The sequence below is a fragment of the Streptomyces sp. NPDC046349 genome, assembly GCF_055587885.1.
In genome coordinates this window covers 763,609-783,391 of record NZ_JBVJFK010000002.1, presented here as the reverse complement: position 1 = coordinate 783,391, position 19,783 = coordinate 763,609, and the positions used below count along the sequence as shown (strand labels likewise).

Annotated in this window: 17 protein-coding genes and 1 riboswitch; of the genes, 5 read left to right on the top strand and 12 right to left on the bottom strand. The window is 69.6% G+C overall.

The genetic code is table 11. The features are described from left to right. Nucleotides 1–539: 539 nt before the first annotated feature. From ACZ6JS_RS07225 to ctaE, 6 genes are all read right to left on the bottom strand, one after another. Nucleotides 540–1,931 (bottom strand): aminotransferase class V-fold PLP-dependent enzyme, encoded by a 1,392-nt coding sequence (locus tag ACZ6JS_RS07225; RefSeq protein WP_469296367.1) that lies wholly within the window; start codon nt 1,929–1,931, stop codon nt 540–542. Nucleotides 1,932–2,151: 220 nt separating this feature from the next. Further along, nucleotides 2,152–2,268: riboswitch (SAM riboswitch) on the bottom strand. An 86-nt stretch (nt 2,269–2,354) separates the two neighbouring features. After that, the gene (gene trpD / locus ACZ6JS_RS07220; RefSeq protein WP_469296365.1) at nt 2,355–3,419 is read right to left on the bottom strand and encodes an anthranilate phosphoribosyltransferase; all 1,065 of its coding nucleotides are present in this window, start codon (nt 3,417–3,419) and stop codon (nt 2,355–2,357) included. 163 nt (nt 3,420–3,582) lie between these two features. Next, nucleotides 3,583–5,211 (bottom strand): cytochrome bc1 complex cytochrome b subunit, encoded by a 1,629-nt coding sequence (gene qcrB, locus ACZ6JS_RS07215; protein WP_469296364.1) that lies wholly within the window; start codon nt 5,209–5,211, stop codon nt 3,583–3,585. Beyond that, nucleotides 5,208–6,266 carry a cytochrome bc1 complex Rieske iron-sulfur subunit gene (qcrA, locus tag ACZ6JS_RS07210; protein ID WP_469296363.1) on the bottom strand — a complete coding sequence of 353 codons (1,059 nt, stop codon included), beginning with the start codon at nt 6,264–6,266 and terminating at the stop codon, nt 5,208–5,210. Before qcrA ends, qcrB begins: the two co-directional genes overlap by 4 nt. Then, nucleotides 6,263–7,072, bottom strand: coding sequence for a cytochrome bc1 complex diheme cytochrome c subunit (gene qcrC, locus ACZ6JS_RS07205; RefSeq protein ID WP_030036316.1), 810 nt, complete (start codon nt 7,070–7,072; stop codon nt 6,263–6,265). The genes qcrA and qcrC overlap by 4 nt, the downstream gene beginning before the upstream one ends. 76 nt (nt 7,073–7,148) lie before the next feature. After that, a complete protein-coding gene (ctaE, locus tag ACZ6JS_RS07200) occupies nt 7,149–7,769 on the bottom strand; it encodes an aa3-type cytochrome oxidase subunit III (protein WP_030036314.1) in 621 nt (206 codons plus the stop codon). A gap of 199 nt (nt 7,770–7,968) precedes the next feature. Between ctaE and ACZ6JS_RS07195 the strand changes: the two genes are divergently transcribed. Next, on the top strand, nt 7,969–8,373 hold the full coding sequence (locus ACZ6JS_RS07195; protein WP_060178190.1) for a DNA-binding transcriptional response regulator: 405 nt from the start codon (nt 7,969–7,971) through the stop codon (nt 8,371–8,373). 46 nt (nt 8,374–8,419) lie between these two features. Here the strand turns inward: ACZ6JS_RS07195 and ACZ6JS_RS07190 are convergent, their stop codons facing one another. From ACZ6JS_RS07190 to ctaC, 4 genes are all read right to left on the bottom strand, one after another. Further along, nucleotides 8,420–9,664 (bottom strand): L,D-transpeptidase, encoded by a 1,245-nt coding sequence (locus ACZ6JS_RS07190; protein ID WP_469296361.1) that lies wholly within the window; start codon nt 9,662–9,664, stop codon nt 8,420–8,422. A gap of 132 nt (nt 9,665–9,796) precedes the next feature. After that, entirely contained in the window at nt 9,797–10,195 is a 399-nt protein-coding gene (locus ACZ6JS_RS07185) for a cytochrome c oxidase subunit 4 (RefSeq protein ID WP_030849356.1), read from the bottom strand. Continuing rightward, nucleotides 10,192–11,922 carry an aa3-type cytochrome oxidase subunit I gene (ctaD, locus tag ACZ6JS_RS07180; RefSeq protein WP_469296360.1) on the bottom strand — a complete coding sequence of 577 codons (1,731 nt, stop codon included), beginning with the start codon at nt 11,920–11,922 and terminating at the stop codon, nt 10,192–10,194. The genes ACZ6JS_RS07185 and ctaD overlap by 4 nt, the downstream gene beginning before the upstream one ends. After that, a complete protein-coding gene (ctaC, locus tag ACZ6JS_RS07175; protein WP_469296358.1) occupies nt 11,919–12,893 on the bottom strand; it encodes an aa3-type cytochrome oxidase subunit II in 975 nt (324 codons plus the stop codon). The genes ctaD and ctaC overlap by 4 nt, the downstream gene beginning before the upstream one ends. A 283-nt stretch (nt 12,894–13,176) precedes the next feature. Between ctaC and ACZ6JS_RS07170 the strand changes: the two genes are divergently transcribed. Then, complete coding sequence (locus tag ACZ6JS_RS07170; protein WP_469296356.1) at nt 13,177–14,556, top strand: aminotransferase class V-fold PLP-dependent enzyme; 1,380 nt, start codon at nt 13,177–13,179, stop codon at nt 14,554–14,556. 414 nt (nt 14,557–14,970) lie between these two features. On the opposite strand, the gene ACZ6JS_RS07165 is transcribed toward ACZ6JS_RS07170, so the two are convergent. Then, the gene (locus tag ACZ6JS_RS07165) at nt 14,971–15,945 is read right to left on the bottom strand and encodes a carbohydrate kinase family protein (protein ID WP_469296355.1); all 975 of its coding nucleotides are present in this window, start codon (nt 15,943–15,945) and stop codon (nt 14,971–14,973) included. Between the two features lie 143 nt (nt 15,946–16,088). On the opposite strand from ACZ6JS_RS07165, the gene ACZ6JS_RS07160 reads away from it, so the two are divergent. Beyond that, on the top strand, nt 16,089–16,328 hold the full coding sequence (locus tag ACZ6JS_RS07160; protein WP_031153105.1) for a hypothetical protein: 240 nt from the start codon (nt 16,089–16,091) through the stop codon (nt 16,326–16,328). Nucleotides 16,329–16,408: 80 nt separating this feature from the next. Next, entirely contained in the window at nt 16,409–17,845 is a 1,437-nt protein-coding gene (locus tag ACZ6JS_RS07155; protein ID WP_469296353.1) for a hypothetical protein, read from the top strand. A gap of 80 nt (nt 17,846–17,925) precedes the next feature. Here ACZ6JS_RS07155 and ACZ6JS_RS07150 read toward each other — a convergent pair whose 3' ends face one another. Continuing rightward, nucleotides 17,926–18,282: a HesB/IscA family protein gene (locus ACZ6JS_RS07150; protein WP_030029080.1), complete on the bottom strand. Its 357-nt coding sequence runs from the start codon at nt 18,280–18,282 to the stop codon at nt 17,926–17,928. Nucleotides 18,283–18,573: 291 nt separating this feature from the next. On the opposite strand from ACZ6JS_RS07150, the gene nadA reads away from it, so the two are divergent. Further along, complete coding sequence (gene nadA, locus ACZ6JS_RS07145) at nt 18,574–19,761, top strand: quinolinate synthase NadA (protein ID WP_469296351.1); 1,188 nt, start codon at nt 18,574–18,576, stop codon at nt 19,759–19,761. Nucleotides 19,762–19,783: the final 22 nt, after the last annotated feature.

The window sequence follows — 19,783 nt, the reverse complement described above, 5'->3', positions numbered from 1 at the left end:
CCTCGGCCACTTCCGGAGCGCTGCCCTGGGGCGGCGACACGCAGGAGGGTCCCCGCAGGACGAGCGCGCAACCCCGGCCGCCCGGCCGCGACACACCCGCACGCGCCGAGCCGAGGAGATCCTCGTGCGGGGCACCGCCCCACCCCCCGCCACCAGCCGCGGACCAGTTCCGGGGTCCGTGGGAGTCCCCGTCGCACTGGCAGCCCGCCATCGGCTCGGCTCCTGCCAGGCCGCGGCCATGACCCGGTGCGTCTCCTCAGGGGTGCGCGACTGGCGGTGGGTGGACTCCCGGCCGACCTCGTCGTCGTACAGGAGGTGGTCCGGAGCCACGCCGCGCCCCACCCGGCAGGTATCGGTCTGCGCCCCGTAGCACGGCCCCGGTACGTTCCTCAGTCGCGCTCAGCCCATGCGTCGGGCATACGCCCCAGGAGTGGCTGTACGCGGGCACCCGCTCGGAGAGCCCCGGCAGCGACTCCCCCTCCACGCAGGACCGCACCGTCATCGGTGTCGGATCCCCATAGCCCATGATCCGCAGGTTGTCAGACCGCGGGGACGCAGCGGCCCTCCTCCGTGCGGTACTGCCACCTCGCGCCGTCCGCGACGAGCTCCTTGACCGCCCGGACGAAGCGCTCCACGTGCTCGTCCGGCGTGCCTGCGCCGAAGCTGACGCGGATCGCGTTCAGGGAGCGCTCGCCCGGGGCGGCCTCGGGGGCCCCGCACTCGCCCTGGGCCTGCGGCTCGCTGCCCAGCAGCGTCCGCACCAGCGGGTGGGCGCAGAACAGGCCGTCCCGTACGCCGATCCCGTACTCGGCGGAGAGCGCGGCGGCGAAGTGGGAGCTGTTCCAGCCGTCCACGACGAAGGAGATGACGCCGACCCGCGGGGCGTCGTCCCCGAAGAGGGACAGGACCCGCACGGCCGGGACCTCCGCCAGGCCTTCGCGGACCTTCCCGATGAGGCGCTGCTCGCGGGCCACGAGGGTCTCGAAGCCGGCCTCCGTCAGGGCCCGGCAGGCGGAGGCGATGGAGTAGACGCCGATGACGTTCGGGGAGCCCGCCTCATGGCGGGCGGCGGTGGTGTGCCACTCGACGTCCACCCCGCCGTCCTCGCGGCGGGAGACCTTGCGGGAGGCCCCGCCGCCGGCCAGGTACGGTTCGGCCTCCTGGAGCCAGTCGGCGCGGCCGGCCAGGACGCCCGAGCCGAAGGGGGCGTAGAGCTTGTGACCGGAGAACGCGACCCAGTCGACGTCGAGGTCCCGCACGGAGACGGGGTGGTGCGGGGCCAGTTGGGCGGCGTCCAGCACGATCCGCGCACCGTGGGCGTGCGCGGCAGCGGCGAGTTCCTTCACCGGCCACAGCTCGCCGGTGACGTTGGACGCGCCGGTGACGCACACGAGCGCCGGGCCGTAGGGCTCCCGGTCGGCGAGCGCCCGCTCCAGGGTGGCGACGGCCTCGTCCGGGGTGCGCGGGGCGTTGAGGTAGGTGACCTGCGCGTTCGTCCACGGCAGGAGCGAGGCGTGGTGCTCGGTCTCGAAGACGAAGACCTGGCAGTCGGCCGGGAGCACCGCGGCGAGCAGGTTCAGGGAGTCCGTGGTGGAGCGGGTGAAGACGACCTGGTCGCCGGGGCGGCAGTCGAGGAACTCGGCGACCGTGGCGCGGCTCTGCTCGAAGAGGTCGGTGGACAGCTGCGAGAGGTATCCGGCTCCGCGGTGGACGCTGCCGTAGTACGGGGCGTAGGCGGCCACGTCGTCCCAGACCCGCTGGAGGGCGGGGGCGCTGGCGGCGTAGTCGAGGGCCGCGTAGGTGACCTCGCCGCCGGTGACGAGCGGGACGGTGACGTCGCGGCCGAGGACGTCGAGCGGCTCGGCACAGGCGGGGTCCTGGGCGGCTGCGGCGGTGACGGTGACGGTGGCGGCGTTCAGGGATGCGGACATGGCGGTATCTCCCGGCAGGCAGGGCTGAATGGCTTCGGTGTGCCCGTACGCGGGTGCGGCCGTGCGGCCGTCCGGGGTACGGGATGATCCTCGGACGGGACGGTCGCGGTACGCGGAAGTGACCCTGGTCCGAGGGTGAAGAAGGGGCGTCAGTCGCCCTATCGCATTCGCTTGCTCACGGAAAACGCTCCTCGAGAGACCAGGACCCCTGGTGTCGAGGGATCCGCGCTTGCCGTAGGCCTTGCTGCCTACGACCTGGTCATCACCCGGGGCACCCCGCCACGGAAGGAGGGTTGCCGGACAGCAAGCCGGGGCCTAAACGCTGTCACTCGTGACCTGGTGAGCATCCTGCCACAAGATCCCCCGCGCACAAGACCCCGGTCCGCATGGCGGACCGGGGTCTGGCTCGAAACGTGGGCCGGGTCAGGCGTTGCTGGCCCTCACCCAGCGCTCCAGTGCGGTCCTGGCTGCGCCGGAGTCGATCGACTCGGCCGCGCGGGTGATGCCGGCGGCGATCTGCTCCTCCAGGGTGCCCGGGCCGGGATCGAGGGCCACGAGGGCGGCCGCCGAGTTCAGCAGCACGGCGTCGCGTACCGGTCCGGTCTCGCCGGCCAGCAGGCGGCGGGCCACGTCGGCGTTGTACGAGGGGTCCCCGCCGGCCAGGGCGGAGACGTCGACCAGGGGGATGCCGACGTCGCGCGGGTCGAAGGACTGCTCGGCGACCTTCCCGTCCCGGACCCACCAGACCCGGGAGGTCGCCGTGGTGGTCAGTTCGTCCAGGCCGTCGTCGCCGCGGAAGACCAGCGCGGACGAGCCGCGCTCGGCCAGCACGCCCGCCACGATGGGGGCCATCCGGGGGTCCGCCACGCCGGTGGCCTGGGACCGGACGCGGGCCGGGTTGGTGAGCGGCCCGAGGATGTTGAAGGTGGTGCGGATGCCCAGTTCCCGGCGGGCCCCGGCGACGTGCCGCAGGGCCGGGTGGAACTTCACCGCGAAGCAGAAGGTGATGCCCGCCTCCTCGGCGACCTCGACGACCCGGGCGGTGCTCAGGTCGAGGTTGACGCCGAGCTTCTCCAGGACGTCCGAGGAGCCGCTCGCGGAGGACGCTGCCCGGTTGCCGTGCTTGACGACCTTGGCGCCGGTCCCGGCGACGACCACGGCCGACATCGTGGAGATGTTCACCGTCCTGGCGCCGTCGCCGCCCGTGCCGACGATGTCCACGGTGCGGCCGGGCACCTCGATGAGGTTGGCGTGCCCGTACATGGCCCGTACCAGGCCGTTGATCTCCGCGACCGTCTCCCCCTTGGCGCGCAGGGCGACCACGAAGCCGGCGATCTGGGCGTCGGTGGCCTCCCCCCGCATGATCCGGTCCATCGCCCAGGCGGTGTCGTCAGCGCGCAGGTCCTGGCCGGTCAGCAGGGCGTCGAGGACGCCCGGCCAGCCACGGGCCGCCACGCTGTCGCCGCCTGCCGGGGTCGCAACGTTCATGGTCAGCTCCTGCTGCTGTAGGGGTTGCCCGTCGAATGGGTCGGAGATCAGCCTATCCAGCCCCGGTTACGGCAAAGAGCCCCGTCCGGACACTGGACGGGGCTCTCGCCGTGGCGACACCAGGACTGACCGAAATCAGTCCCTCATGCGATGGTGCAGGGGATCAGTGGTGGCCGTGGCCGGACTGGATCTCCTTGTACTCCTCCACCGTGGGCTTCGAGATCTGGTTGCCCTCGGCGTAGAAGCCCTTGCTGAGCTTCGCGCGCAGCTTCTCGGTGGCCTTCACCTTGCGCTCGACACCGTTCTCGTCGACCGTCGGGCCGATCTCGATCGGCTTGTACTGCTCGTGCGCGGTGAGGGTGTGCAGCTTGCCCTGCGGGAGCGGCTCGTGGACCTCGACGAACTCACCGTGCGGCAGACGCTTGATGATGCCGGTCTCGCGACCGTGCAGCACCTTGTCGTTGTCCCGGCGCTGGAGGCCGAGGCAGATCCGCTTGGTGACGATGAAGGCCAGGACCGGGACGACGAAGAAGCCGATCCGGACGAACCACGTGATCGAGTTGATCGACAGGTGGAAGTACTGGGCGAACATGTCGTTGCCGCCGCCGATGAGGAGCACGATGTACTCCGCGATCCAGGCGACACCGAAGGCCGTACGGGTGGGGACGTTGCGCGGGCGGTCCAGGATGTGGTGCTCGCGCTTGTCGCCGGTGACCCAGGACTCGATGAACGGCCAGACGGCGATCGCACCGAGCACCAGCGGGAAGAGCACCAGCGGGATGAACACGCCCAGGACGAGGGTGTGGCCCCACAGGTTGATCTCCCAGCCGGGCATGGCACGGATCAGGCCTTCCGGCATACCCATGTACCAGTCGGGCTGCGCACCGGTGGACACGTGGTCCGGGCGGTACGGGCCGAGGGCCCAGATCGGGTTGATCGAGGCGATGCCGGCGACCACCGCGATGACACCGAAGACCAGGAAGAAGAAGCCTCCGGCCTTGGCCATGTAGACCGGCAGCAGCGGCATGCCGACGACGTTGTTGTTCGTCTTGCCGGGGCCCGCGTACTGGGTGTGCTTGTGGTAGAAGACCAGGATCAGGTGGGCCACGAGGAGGCCCATCATGATGCCGGGCAGCAGCAGGATGTGCACCGAGTAGAAGCGCGCGACGAAGTCGCCGCCCGGGAACTCCCCGCCGAACAGGAACATCGACAGGTACGTGCCGACGACCGGGACGGACAGGATGGCGCCCTGCATGAAGCGGACACCGGTACCCGAGAGCAGGTCGTCCGGCAGCGAGTAACCGGTGAAGCCGGTGAACATGCCGAGGACCAGCAGCAGGAAGCCGAAGATCCAGTTGACCTCGCGCGGCTTGCGGAACGCGCCGGTGAAGAAGACGCGCATCATGTGCACGATCATCGCCGCGACGAAGATCAGCGCCGCCCAGTGGTGGATCTGGCGGATCAGCAGACCACCGCGGACGTCGAAGCTGATGTCGAGCGTCGAGGCGAAGGCCTCGGACATCAGCACGCCCTGCATCGGGACGTACGAGCCGTGGTACTCCACCTCGTTCATGCTCGGGTGGAAGAACAGCGTCAGGTACACACCCGTGAGGATGATGATGATGAAGCTGTAGAGGCAGATCTCACCCAGCATGAAGGACCAGTGGTCCGGGAAGATCTTGCGCATGTTGGCCTTGGCCAGGCTGTAGATGCCCAGGCGGCCGTCCGCCCAGTCCGCTACCCGCTCGCCGGCCGGCGCTTTGCGCGCCTTGTTGTCAGTGGCGGTGCTCATCCGCGCTCCCAGAATGCAGGGCCGACGGGCTCTTCGAAGTCGCCGAGCGCTTCGAGGAAGCCTTCGTCATTCACGCCGATCCGCAGCTGCGGAAGGGCGTGACCGGCCGGGCCGAAGATGACACGGGCGCCGTCGGAGAGGTCGAAGGTGGACTGGTGGCACGGGCAGAGCACGTGGTGCGTCTGCTGCTCGTACAGGCTGATCGGGCAGCCGACGTGGGTGCAGATCTTCGAGTAGGCCACGATCCCGTCGTGGGACCACTCGAGTTCCTTCTTGTCCTTGATGTCCTCCGGCTGGATGCGGACGATCATCAGGGCGGCCTTGGCGATCTGGACCTGGAAGTCGTGCTGGTGCTCGTCCAGGCCCTCGGGCATGGCGAACGTCAGCGAACCGACGAGCACGTCCTCGGGACGCAGCGGCTCCATCGTGTTCTGGTTGATGAGCAGCTTGCCCTTGGCCCACAGGGTCTTGCGCAGCTTCTCCTCGGGCAGCGGGCCCAGGTCGCGCATGATCACGACGGCGGAGAGCGGCAGCATGGCCAGCGCGCCCAGCATCGTGTTGCGGATCAGCGGACGGCGGCCGATGCCGGACTCGTTGGCGCCGTCGGCGAAGTCCTGGAGGACCTTCGCCTTGACCTCCGGCGGAGCGGCGATCTCGTGGCGCTCGTCGGCGACCTCGACGTCGGACATCAGGGTGCGGGCCCAGTGGACCGCGCCCGCGCCGATGCAGAAGAGGGCCGCGCCCAGGGTGATGCCCAGGGCGAAGTTGAGCGCGCTGACCTTCCCGAGCGGGAAGATGAAGACGATCTTGTCGACCGGGAAGATCACGTACGAGGCGATGAAGCCGATCGTGGCCAGCATCGACAGCGTGAACAGCATGGCGACGGTGCGCTCGGAACGCTTCGCCGCACGCTCGTCGATGTCCTGGATGCGCGGCTTGTGGACCGGCAGGCCCGGGTCGGCGAACGGGTCGTCCGCCACTGCTACGCCACCGTGGTGGGCGTCGCCCTGCTCGCTCGGCAGGTGCTTCTCTTCGGGAATCTCTTGGCTACTCATGACTTCTTGGCCTTAGCGGTGTGGGCCGCGACCCAGACGGCGACAGCGATCAGCGCACCCAGAGCGAAGATCCAGCCGAACAGACCCTCGGAGACGGGGCCGAGGCCACCGAGCTTGAGACCACCGGGGTTGGTCGACTTCTCACCGTTCACGTTCTGGAGGTACGCGATGATGTCCTTCTTCTGCTTCTCCGGCATGGTGCTGTCGGGGAAGGAGGGCATGTTCTGCGGGCCGGTCTGCATGGCCTCGTAGATGTGCTTCGGCGAGACGTCCTCAAGGTTGGGGGCGTACTTGCCGTTCGTCAGCGCGCCGCCTTCACCGGTGAAGTTGTGGCACTGCGCGCAGTTGTTGCGGAACAGCTCACCGCCGTTGGCGATGTCGGCGTCCGCCGGGTCGTACTGCTTCTCGGTCGGCGTGATCGGGCCGGCACCGAGGGAGGCGATGTACGCGGCCAGCTGGTCGATCTGCGCCTGGGTGTAGATGACCGGCTTCTTCGGCACCTGGGCGCCGGGCTGCTGGGCGGGCATGCGGCCCGTGCTCACCTGGAAGTCGACGGCCGCGGAGCCGACGCCGACCAGGCTCGGGCCGTCAGAGGAACCCTGACCGCCGGTTCCGTGGCAGCTTGCGCAACCCACGGCGTAGAGCTTCTTGCCCTCCTCGATGGCGAGGGACTGGGCGGTTTCATCGGCCTGCGCCTTGCCCGCGGGAGCAAAGGCGGCGTACAGCCCCCCAGTGGCCGCCAGCGCGAGGAGTAGAACGACGACCGCCGCCAGCGGATGGCGTCGTCGTGCGGAGAGCTTTTTCACGGATTACCCCGGTGTCAGGATCTTCTGCGTCGGTGTGTCTGGATGGAGTGCCGGGTCGGACCCGGTGACGTGTTCGCTACTTGATCAGGTAGATCGTGGCGAAGAGGCCGATCCAGACGACATCGACGAAGTGCCAGTAGTAGGACACGACGATGGCCGACGTGGCCTGTTCGTGGGTGAACCTCTTGGCCGCGTACGTCCGGCCGAGGACCAGCAGGAAGGCGATGAGACCGCCCGTCACGTGCAGACCGTGGAAGCCGGTGGTCAGGTAGAAGACCGAGCCGTACGGACCGGACGAGAGGCTCATGCCCTCGTGCTTGACCAGCTCGGTGTACTCGAACACCTGGCCGCCAATGAAGATCGCACCCATGACGAACGTGATGATGAACCACGTCCGGAGCTTCTTCACGTCACCGCGCTCCGCGGCGAATACGCCGAGCTGGCAGGTGAGGGAGGAAAGCACCAGGATCGTCGTGTTCGTCGCCGAGAAGGGCAGATTCAAGGCCGAGGCCTGCTCTGTCCAGTACTCGGGACCTGTCACGGATCGCAGGGTGAAGTACATCGCGAAGAGGGCCGCGAAGAACATCAGCTCGGAACTCAACCAGATGATGGTTCCGACGCTGACGAGGTTCGGCCGGTTGACCGTCGGGTGCGCGTGCCCGGTATCTACTGTCGTTGCTGTCGCCACGACCGACATTATGTCGGTCGCTTATCCCGCCCTCACCCCGGGGGGTGCCGTTCGGAGTGTCCGGGGCGTGTGCAAGGCCCGAACGGCCCATCAGATCACCTCTCCGAACGGGCTCGTGCACATGTCCGAACCGATGTTGAGGGGGCGGCGGGAGGAGTAGCATCCCGCGCAACATCAACGTGATTCATGGGACACGTGGAGGATCGAAATGCGGGCGACTGCGCGGGTTCTGGTCTACAGCGACGACGCGGGCACCCGGGAGCAGGTGAGACTGGCGGCGGGCCGCCGCCCTGCCGCGGATCTGCCGCCGGTGGAGTTCCTGGAGTGCGCGACCCTGCCGGCGGTCCTGTCGGAGCTCGACGCGGGCGGCATCGACGTGTGCGTGCTGGACGGCGAGGCGGTTCCGGCCGGGGGCATGGGTGTGTGCCGGCAGATCAAGGACGAGATCTTCCGGTGCCCCCCGGTGCTGCTGCTGATGGGGCGCCCCCAGGACGCCTGGCTGGCCACCTGGAGCCGCGCCGACGCCGCCGTGACCCTTCCGGTGGATCCGGTGGAGTTCGCGGACACCCTGGCGGGCCTGCTGCGCTCCCGGCTGTCCTCCTCGGCGGCCTGACCCCGGCGGCGGCCCCCGGACAGGGTCCGGGGGCCCGGCGCCCTGCTCAGACCGTCGGCCTGAGGCGGGCCTGGTCGATGTGGCTGCGGCCTTCCTGGGTGCCCTTGAGGAGGGCGCTGCCCTCGCGCCAGTCCTTCCAGTCCATGTTCCAGTCTCCGAACCCGTTGCCGAAGATGTCCATGTCGTCGCCGATGCTGTTGATCACCTGGACGATGTCGCCCTCGGTGATGTTCTCGTAGAACCAGGCGGCGTTGCCCGTGCTCATGCCGGTGCAGCCGTGGCTGACGTTGGCGTAGCCGTGGGAGCCGACGGACCACGGCGCGGCGTGGACGTATTCACCACTCCAGGTGACGCGGGTGGCGTAGTAGACGGGCAGGTTGTAGTACTCGCTGCCGCCGATGCCGACGGTGTCCCCGCGCATCTGTACGTAGTACTGCTTCCCCAGCACCACCTTGATGCCGTTGCGGGTGGAGAACCCGGGCTTGCCGGTGGTGACCGGGATGGAATTGATCACTTCTCCGTTGCGCTTGAACGTCAGCCAGTGGGCGGCGGCGTCGGTGGTGACCTCGACGCGGTCGCCGATCTCCAGCTTCAGCGGCTTGGCGGCGGCTCCGTGGAGGTCATCGGTGATCTTGATGCCTTCCAGGTTGCTCCGTACGGAGACGGTGGTGTTGGCGGGCCAGTAGTCCTTCGGGCGGTAGTGCAGGTTCTTGTCGTCGACCCAGTGCCAGGCGCCTTCGACCCCGGGCGGGGCGTCGACGATCAGACCGCGTTCGACGACGGCGCGGGCGGCCTTGTCCTTGACGGGCTCGTTGAGCTCGGCGGTGAGGGGCTGGCCGACGCCGTACTTGCCCTCCTCCGGGCCGAACTCGACCTTGAGGACGCCCTTGGACGGGGTGGTGTCGAAGGCCATCGTGCGCTGGCCCGGGGTGCCCCTCTCGTCCTCCGTGCTCACGGTGACGGTGTAGCGGACGCCTGCGGCCATGGGGACCGTGCTGTGCCAGCGGTCGCCCTTGGCGCTGAGTTCGCCCGCCAGGCGGCGGCCGTGGGTGTCCACGGCCGTGACGTCGGTGATCCGACTGCCCTTGGCCTTGGCGGTGATCTCCAGCGGCCGGCTGGGGTCGACGGGGCGGCTGCCGGCTGTCTGGTTGAAGGCGACCTGCTCGCCCGCGTCGACCGGGCGGGCCGACAGCGGGTTGTCGCCGGACCCGCATGCGGTGGCGCCGGCCCCGAGGGACGCGACCAGCAGGGAGCAGCTGAGTACCGTCCAAAGACGCGGTGAGTGCTTCATGGGGCCAACGCTATGAAGATATGACAATTACGGCGCGCGGGGTGACTGCAAACGAGGGGCCCGGACTCCTCCGAAGAGGTGTCCGGGCCCCACGTGGTGCGCGGCCGGGCCGCGCGGGTGCTGCTTCTTCGCCTACTGGTTCGCGTTCTCACCGCGGTAGTACTCGTACACCCAGCCCCACAGGCCGATCAGGATGATCGGGGCCGAGAAGTACATGAGCCACCAGCCGAAGATGACGCCCATGAAGGCGAGCGCGCCACCGATGCCGAGCGAGAGCGGCTGCCAGCTGTGCGGGGAGAAGAACCCCAGCTCGCCGGCCTCGTCGGCGACGTCGGCCTCCAGGTTGTCCTGGGCCATCTCGTCGACGCGCTTGGCCGTGAAGGCCAGGTAGTAGCCGATCATGACGCTCAGGCCGAAGGCCAGGAAGAGCGCGGTGGTTCCGACGGGCTCCTTCGACCACACGCCGTACACGACGGCCATGATCAGGATGAAGAAGGAGAGCCAGAGGAACATCTTGCCCTGGATCTTCACTTGCCGGCCTCCTTGCCACCGGTGACGGCCGCCTTGGCGCCGTGGTCCTCGAGGTGGTCGAGCGCCGCGATATCCGGGTGGTGGAGGTCGAAGGCGGGCGACTCGCTACGGATGCGCGGCAGCGTGAGGAAGTTGTGCCGCGGCGGCGGGCAGGACGTGGCCCACTCGAGCGAACGGCCGTAGCCCCACGGGTCGTCGACCTCGATCTTCTTGCCGTACTTGGCCGTCTTCCACACGTTGTAGATGAACGGCAGCATCGACAGGCCGAGCACGAAGGAGCTGATCGTCGAGATCGTGTTCAGCGTGGTGAAGCCGTCGGCCGCGAGGTAGTCCGCGTAACGACGCGGCATGCCCTCGGCGCCCAGCCAGTGCTGCACCAGGAAGGTGCCGTGGAAGCCGATGAACAGCGTCCAGAAGGTGATCTTGCCGAGGCGCTCGTCCAGCATCTTGCCCGTGAACTTCGGCCACCAGAAGTGGAAGCCGGCGAACATCGCGAACACCACGGTGCCGAAGACGACGTAGTGGAAGTGCGCGACGACGAAGTACGAGTCGGAGACGTGGAAGTCCATCGGGGGCGAGGCCAGGATGACGCCGGTCAGACCACCGAAGGTGAAGGTGACCAGGAAGCCGATCGTCCAGAGCATCGGGGTCTCGAAGGACAGTGAGCCCTTCCACATGGTGCCGATCCAGTTGAAGAACTTCACACCGGTCGGTACCGCGATCAGGAAGGTCATGAAGGAGAAGAACGGCAGCAGTACACCGCCGGTGACGTACATGTGGTGGGCCCACACGGTCACCGAGAGGCCGGCGATCGCGATCGTCGCGGCGATCAGGCCGATGTAACCGAACATCGGCTTGCGCGAGAAGACCGGGATGATCTCGGAAACGATTCCGAAGAACGGCAGCGCGATGATGTACACCTCTGGGTGTCCGAAGAACCAGAAGAGGTGTTGCCAGAGCAGTGCGCCACCGTTGGCGCTGTCGAAGATGTGCGAGCCGAACTTGCGGTCTGACTCCAGCGCGAAGAGCGCGGCGGCCAGGACCGGGAAGGCGAGCAGGACCAGGACACCGGTCAGCAGGACGTTCCAGGTGAAGATCGGCATGCGGAACATCGTCATGCCCGGAGCGCGCATGCAGATGATCGTGGTGATGAAGTTGACCGAGCCGAGGATCGTACCGAAGCCGGAGAAGGCCAGACCCATGATCCACATGTCCGCGCCGATGCCGGGCGAGCGAACCGCGTCCGACAGCGGGGAGTAGGCGAACCAGCCGAAGTCGGCGGCGCCGTTCGGGGTCAGGAAGCCGGCCACCGCGATGGTCGAGCCGAAGAGGTACAGCCAGTACGCGAACATGTTCAGCCGCGGGAACGCCACGTCGGGCGCACCGATCTGCAGCGGCATGATCCAGTTGGCGAAGCCCGCGAACAGCGGGGTGGCGAACATCAGCAGCATGATCGTGCCATGCATGGTGAACGCCTGGTTGAACTGCTCGTTCGACATGATCTGCGTGCCCGGACGGGCCAGCTCGGCGCGCATGAAGAGCGCCAGCAGACCGCCGATGATGAAGAACACGAACGAGGTGACCAGGTACATCGTGCCGATGGTCTTGTGGTCGGTGGTGGTGAGCCACTTCACGACCACGTTGCCCGGCTGCTTGCGCCGCACCGGCAGCTCGTTCTCGTACGAGTCAGCTGCGGCGGCACCCTGGGATTCGTTGAGGATGCTCACAGTTTGTTCACTTCCGCATTCCGGGCCGGGTCGGTCTGCTGGATGCCGGCGGGGAGGAAGCCGGTCTGACCCTTCTCCGCCAGGTCCTTCAGGTACTCCTGGTACTTCTCGGGCGAGACCACCTTGACGTTGAAGAGCATCCGGGAGTGGTCGACGCCGCAGAGTTCGGCGCACTTGCCCATGAAGGTGCCCTCTTGGCTCGGGACGACCTCGAAGACGTTGGTGTGACCCGGGATGACGTCCTGCTTGAACAGGAAGGGGACCACCCAGAAGGAGTGGATGACGTCGTTGGACGACAGGATGAAGCGGACCTTCTCACCCTTGGGGAGGACCAGGGTCGGACCCGGGTTGCCCGTCTGCGGGTTGCGGTCGCTCGGGACGCCCTTCTCGTAGACGCCCTCGGCACCCGCCGGGAAGTCCTTGGTGAAGCGGTCCGGGATGGAGGAGAGCTCCTTGGGAACCGCGCCCGCCTTCGGGGTCGCCGCGTCGCCGTCGACGTTCTCGATGTAGTTGAAGCCCCAGCTCCACTGGAAGCCGATCACGTTGATCGTGTGCGGCGGCTTCGGGGTGAGGGCGAGAAGCTTCGACTCGTCACGCGCGGTGAAGTAGAAGAGCACCGAGACGATGATGAGCGGGACCACGGTGTACAGCGCCTCGATGGGCATGTTGTACCGGGTCTGCGGGGGGACCTCCACCTTCGTCCGGCTGCGCCGGTGGAAGATGACGCTCCAGATGATCAGGCCCCACACCAGGATGCCCGTGATCAGCGCGGCGGCCCAGGATCCCTGCCACAGGGAGAGGATGCGCGGCGCCTCCTCGGTTACCGGAGTCGGCATTCCGAGGCGGGGGAAGTCTTTCCATGTATACGAGCAACCAGTGGCGGTCGCCAGGACCACGCCCGCAGTCAGCGCCTGCAGCAGCTTCCGCCGCATCGGGCGCCGCGGCGAGCGGTCGGAGCCGTAGGGACTCACGTAGCGCCTTCCCGAGAGTCTCGGCCCGCGCGGCCGGCCGCGGCCGTGTTCGGGTCGGTCGCCGGCCCTGACGCAGGCAGGGGTTTGGATGTTTATGCGGACCAAACCCTACTGGACGCTATTTGGGGTCGCGCGGGGAGGGTGCCCAACGCGCCGCTACTGCCCCCGAAGGGATGGATCCGCCGTACGGGGGACGGTGCGAATGGCCCTGAATGGCGGCCTCCGGACCCCTTCTGACGCCCCCTGACCTCGAACACTCGGGGTCTGGAGCTAGCGTGGCCGGATGCCGTACTTCGACAGCGCGTCCGCCGCTCCCCTGCACCCCGTGGCCCGCCAGGCGTTGCAGGCCTCCCTGGACGAGGGCTGGGCCGACCCCGCCCGGCTGTACCGGGAGGGCAGGCGCGCGCGGCTGCTCCTGGACGCGGCGCGGGAGGCCGCCGCGGAGGCGGTGGGATGCCGCGCCGACGAGCTCGTGTTCACTCCTTCGGGGACGCACGCGGTTCACACGGGCATCGCCGGCGTCCTCGCGGGGCGGCGACGTGTGGGCGACCATCTGGTCGTATCCGCGGTCGAACACAGTTCTGTACTGCATTCCGCTGCGGCACACCAGGCGCGCGGCGGGAGCGTCGCCGAGGTCCCGGTGGACCGGTGGGGTGCGGCGTCCGCCGCCGGGTACGCGGACGCGCTGGTCCCGGCGACCGCCCTGGCCTGCCTGCAGTCGGCCAACCACGAGGTGGGCACGGTCCAGCCGGTGGCCGAGGTGGCCGAGGTCTGCGGGGCGGCCGGGGTGCCGCTGCTGGTGGACGCGGCGCAGTCGCTGGCCTGGGGGCCCGTCGAGGGCGCCTGGTCCGTCCTGGCCGCGAGTGCGCACAAATGGGGCGGCCCGCCCGGGGTCGGCCTGCTGGCGGTCCGCAAGGGGGTGCGGTTCTCGCCCCAAGGCCCCGCGGACGAAAGGGAGTCGGGCCGCTCCCCCGGCTTCGTGAACCTTCCCGCGATCGTGGCGGCGGCTGCCTCGCTGCGGGCCGTACGGGCGGAGGCGGACGCGGAGGCCGCCCGGCTGCGGGTCCTGGTGGACCGCATCCGGCGGCGGGTCGTGCGGCTGGTCCCGGACGTCGAGGTGGTCGGCCACGCGGACCGGCGGCTTCCGCACCTGGTCACCTTCTCCTGCCTGTACGTCGACGGGGAGGCGCTGCTGCACGAACTGGACCGGGCGGGCTTCTCGGTCTCCTCGGGCTCCTCCTGCACGAGCTCCACACTGACCCCCAGTCACGTGCTGCGGGCGATGGGGGTGCTGTCCGAGGGGAACGTACGGGTGTCCCTGCCGCCGGGGACGCCGGCGGCGGAGGTCAACGCGTTCCTGGATGTGCTGCCGGGTGCGGTGGCGGGCGTACGGGAGCGGCTCGGGGTCTCGGAGCCGCCCGCGGCGGCGCCGGAGGCGGACTCCCTGGAGCTCGACACGCTCGGGCTGCGGTGCCCGCAGCCGGTGATCGAGCTGGCCCGGGCGATCGTCCGGGTCCCGGTGGGCGGCACGGTGACCGTCCTGTCGGACGACGAGGTGGCCCGGCTGGACATCCCGGCGTGGTGCGCGATGCGGGGGCACGAATACCTCGGCGAGGCCGCGCGCCCCACGGGCACCGCCTACACCGTCCGCCGCGGAGCGTAGCCGCGCAGGGGCGACATCCGGCCCCGCCGGCTGCGTGGCAGCCGCCTCTCGCAACCCACGCCGCGGCCCCTCCGGCTGCGCCGGGCGTCCAGCCTCGCCAGGGGGACCTCCCGGCGGTGGCCCGGGGAGTTCGGGGCGCGGGTCCGGGCGGAGCCGGGTACCCGGCGCAGCCCGGTACCCGGCGCAGCCCGGTGCCCGGCGCAGCCCGGTGCCCTGGGGCGCCGCCCGGACTCTGCGGCTCAACAGCCGGTGAGGCCGGATGTGGCCGGCGCGGCCCGAGCCGCCGGCGCCGGGGTGCGGACGGAGCCCGGGAGACGGAGAAAGGGCGGGGTGGGGACAGCTCCGGACAGCGGCCCCACCGGGCTCCGCCCGGACCCGCGCCTCGACCGCCGGCGAGTCTGAAAGCGGCAGGCGTCAGGCCAGGTGGGCCTGGACCTCCGCCGCGGCCTCGTCGCCGTAGGCCTTGGTGAAGCGCTCCATGAAGTGCGCACGGGCCAGCGTGTACTCCTGGGTGCCCAGCGTCTCGATGACGAGGGTCGCCAGCATGCAGCCGACCTGCGCCGCGCGCTCCAGGCCGACGCCCCAGCCCAGGCCCGTCAGGAACCCGGCACGGAAGGCGTCGCCGACGCCGGTCGGGTCGACCTTCGCGTTCTCCTCGGGGCAGCCGACGACGATCGGGGCCTCGCCGGCCCGCTCGATCTTGACGCCGTTGGAGCCCAGCGTGGTCACGCGGGTGCCGACCTTGGAGAGGATCTCCTCGGCGGTCCAGCCGGACTTCGACTCGATGAGGCCCTTCTCGTACTCGTTCGAGAAGAGGTAGGTCGCCCCCTCCATCAGGGTGCGGATGTTGTCGCCGTCCATGCGGGCGATCTGCTGCGAGAAGTCGGCGGCGAAGGGGATCCCCCGCGTCCGGCACTCCTCCGTGTGGCGCAGCATCGCCTCGGGGTCGTCCGCGCCGATGAGGACCAGGTCGAGCCCGCCCACGCGGTCGGCCACGGACTTCAGCTCGATCAGGCGGGCCTCGCTCATCGCCCCCGTGTAGAAGGAGCCGATCTGGTTGTGGTCGGAGTCCGTGGTGCACACGAAGCGCGCGGTGTGCAGCACCTCGGAGATGCGGACGGACTCGGTGTCGACTCCGTGCCGGTCGAGCCAGGCGCGGTACTCGTCGAAGTCGGAGCCCGCGGCGCCGACCAGGATCGGGCGGCTGCCGAGCTGGCCCATGCCGAAGCAGATGTTCGGGCCCACACCGCCCCGCCGGACGTCGAGGTTGTCGACGAGGAAGGAGAGGGAGACCGTGTGCAGCTGGTCCGCGACGAACTGGTCGGCGAAACGGCCGGGGAAGGTCATGAGGTGGTCGGTGGCGATGGAGCCGGTGACTGCGATGCGCACGGCGTGGACGCTCCTGCTGAGGACGGCGAGGGACAGTCAAAACTACCCGGTAAGTGCCCGCGGGCCGAACCCCAGGACGAACCCCAGAAACTACCCCTTAGTAGGTCTTTCTTCGCGAGAGCTCCGGTGCCTACGGTGCCTGCATGACCTATACCGACGGTTACGGCTACTGCGAGTACACCGCTGAGAGGCGCGGGGCGGAAGGCCCTGGACGGCCCGGCTTCGCCCGCCTGCTGGGGGACTGCGCGCGGATGGCCCCGCACTGGGGCGTCGAGGAGGGCCCCCGGCCGGTCCGGGTGGCGCCCTCGCAGATCCACGGGGTCAGGGTCCCGGCCTCGTCGGCCCGGCTGATCGCCTCGACCGCCGCGTACGGGGACCAGTAGCAGGCACGAGGGGAACCGGTTGCGCCCCTGTTCCGTCACACCCGCATCAGACACTGCGGGACCAGTGAAGGAGCGTTGTGGTGACCAGCGAAGAACCCGGCACGTCAAGCGGTACACGACGGCGGCCCGCCTGGGCCGTCGGCTCGATCGCGGCCGCCGTCCTGCTCGCGGGCGGCGGTACCGCCTACTGGGCGTCCGCGGCCCAGGGTGACGGCGCGTCCCGCCGTACCGGTGACAGCGCGGCATCCGCGCCGCGTGACGCGGGAGATCCTTCGGGGCCGGGCATCGCACCGGGCGAGCCGGATCCGTCGGGGGCCGGCGTGGTCTACCGGGCCGACGTGAAGCTGCCCGAGGCCCCGGCGACGGCGCCCGCCTACAGCGTGTCCGGGGAGGTCGCCCAGGCTGACGTGGCCCGCCTCGCGGCGGCCCTGGGCATCGCCGGCGCACCTCGGCTGGAAGGGGACGTCTGGCTGGCCGGGGAGGCCGCCGACGGCTCCGGGCCGCGGCTGACGGTGGCCCGCACGGCCCCGGGCACCTGGAACTTCAACCGCTTCCAGGCCGGCGGCGACGGCGCGGGCAACGGCGCCGGGGACGACTGCGTGCGCGGCAAGGACACCTGCGGCCCCGCCACGCTCCCCCGGGACGGCGGCGGGGCGGGCGGGACCGGCAAGCCGGTGTCCGAGGAGGCCGCCAAGGCCGCGGCGGCCCCGGTGCTGAAGGCCGTGGGGCAGGAGGGGGCCGCATTGGACGCCCGGCTCACCCAGGGCGCGGTGCGGGTGGTGATGGCGGATCCGGTGGTCGGCGGGCTGCCCACGCAGGGCTGGTCGACCAAGGTGAGCGTGGGTGCTGACGGCTCGGTGGTGGGCGGCAACGGCGAACTGAAGGCGCCGGTACGGGCGGCCGAGCAGCCGGTGGTCGGCGCCGTGGAGGCGCTGGCCCGGCTGAACGCCAGGTCGAGCGGTTCGGGCGGCGCGCCGGAGCCCAGCGGCTGCGCGAGCGCGGTGCCGCTGACGGCGGACAACGCGGCGGGGGCGGCGGAGACGGTGCCGTGCAATCCGGAGCCGCGGCCGATGAAGCCGCCGCGGACCGAGACGGTGAAGGGCGCGGTGCTCGGCCTGGCCCCGGGGACGGTCGACGGAGCACGGGGGCTGGTTCCGGCCTGGCTGTTCGAGGTGGCGGGCCAGGGCGGCGCGCCGGGTCACACGGTGGCCGAGCCGGCGTCCGCGAAGGAGAGCACGCCGGGGCCGGGCAGTCGTACCGTGCCCGGATTCTCGTACAAGGAGGCCGACCGGAAGCTGACCGTGAACTTCTGGGGCAGCGTGTGCAGCACGTACGCCGTGGAGGCGCGGGAGCAGGCGGAGTCGGTCATCGTGAAGATCACTGACACGCCCAACAAGCCGGGTCAGGCCTGCATCATGCTGGCCGAGGAGAAGTCCCAGTCGGTGACCTTGAAGGAGCCGCTGGGCGACCGGAAGGTGCTGGACGCCACGACGGGCAAGGAGCTCCCGCGCCAGTAGCGGCCCTGCCGGGCATGCGCGAGGGCCCGCTCCGGTCGGATGCGACCGGAGCGGGCCCTCGTCGTACGGGTTGTCCAGGCCTAGCTGAACGAGTCGCCGCAGGCGCAGGAGCCCGTGGCGTTGGGGTTGTCGATCGTGAAGCCCTGCTTCTCGATGGTGTCGACGAAGTCGATGGACGCGCCGCCCAGGTACGGGGCGCTCATGCGGTCCGTGACGACCTTCACACCGTCGAAGTCCTTCACGACGTCGCCGTCGAGGGAGCGCTCGTCGAAGAAGAGCTGGTAGCGCAGGCCGGAGCAGCCGCCGGGCTGGACGGCGACGCGCAGCGCCAGGTCATCGCGGCCTTCCTGCTCCAGCAGGGTCCTGACCTTCTCGGCGGCGGCGTCGGACAGGAGGATGCCGTCGCTCACAGTGGTCTTGTCGTCCTGTACGGACATCTGCATTCACTCCCGAAGTGGGCGGCTCCCCGCGGGGCGCGGGGAAACGTCGGACTCTTGCCGTCGGTGGCAACGAGCGGGACCACGGATTCATTCCGGGACCCGACGCTTGTTTCAGACATTCATGCTCGCACACCGCGCGCGGCGCGGGCCCGGCGAATCGAGGGCTGATGCGTCACATTGACACTATCGGCATCGTCAAACTGACGTGAAGCGGTTATGATAGATAGCGTCAAGTAGACGAGAAGTCGAAGCGATGATCCTGAAATCCCTCGTCGCAGAACAGAAAGGGTGCGTGTCGTGACCACCGCCCAGCCGTTGGACGTCCAGCCGACGCCCCTTGCCCTGCTGCTGCTCGGCCGTGAGGCCGACCCGAAGAGCGAGCGCGGGGTGGAGTGCCCCGGCGACCTGCCCTCGCCGTCCGACCCGGACCTCGTGGAACGCGCTCGCGCGGCCAAGGAGAAGCTCGGGGACAAGGTCTTCATCCTCGGCCACCACTACCAGCGTGACGAGGTCATCGAGTTCGCCGACGTCACCGGCGACTCCTTCAAGCTGGCCAAGGACGCCGCCGCCAAGCCGGGGGCCGAGTACATCGTCTTCTGCGGCGTCCACTTCATGGCCGAGTCCGCGGACATCCTGACCTCGGACGACCAGAAGGTGGTCCTGCCGGACCTGGCCGCGGGCTGCTCGATGGCCGACATGGCCACCGCCGAGCAGGTCGCGGAGTGCTGGGACGCGCTGACCGAGGCCGGCATCGCCGGTGTGACGGTTCCCGTCTCGTACATGAACTCCTCCGCCGACATCAAGGCCTTCACCGGCAAGCACGGCGGCACGATCTGCACCTCGTCCAACGCGAAGAAGGCCCTGGAGTGGGCGTTCGAGCAGGGTGAGAAGGTGCTCTTCCTCCCCGACCAGCACCTGGGCCGCAACACGGCCGTCCGCGACATGGGCATGTCCCTGGACGACTGCGTGGTCTACAACCCGCACAAGCCGAACGGCGGCCTGACCGCCGAGCAGCTGCGCGACGCCAAGATGATCCTGTGGCGCGGGCACTGCTCGGTCCACGGCCGGTTCTCGGTGGACTCGGTCAACGACGTCCGCGCCCGCATCCCCGGCGTGAACGTCCTGGTCCACCCCGAGTGCAAGCACGAGGTCGTGGCGGCCGCGGACTACGTCGGCTCGACGGAGTACATCATCAAGGCGCTGGAGGCGGCCCCGGCCGGCTCCAAGTGGGCCATCGGCACCGAGCTGAACCTGGTCCGCCGACTGGCGAATCGATTCGCTGCGCAGGACAAGGAAGTCGTCTTCCTCGACAAGACGGTCTGCTTCTGCTCGACGATGAACCGCATCGACCTCCCGCACCTGGTGTGGACGCTGGAGTCCCTGGCCGAGGGCACCCTCGTCAACCAGATCCAGGTCGACAAGGAGACGGAGAGCTTCGCGAAGCTCGCGCTGGAGCGCATGCTCGCCCTCCCGTAGCGGGTGGCGGCAGGTCTCCTGC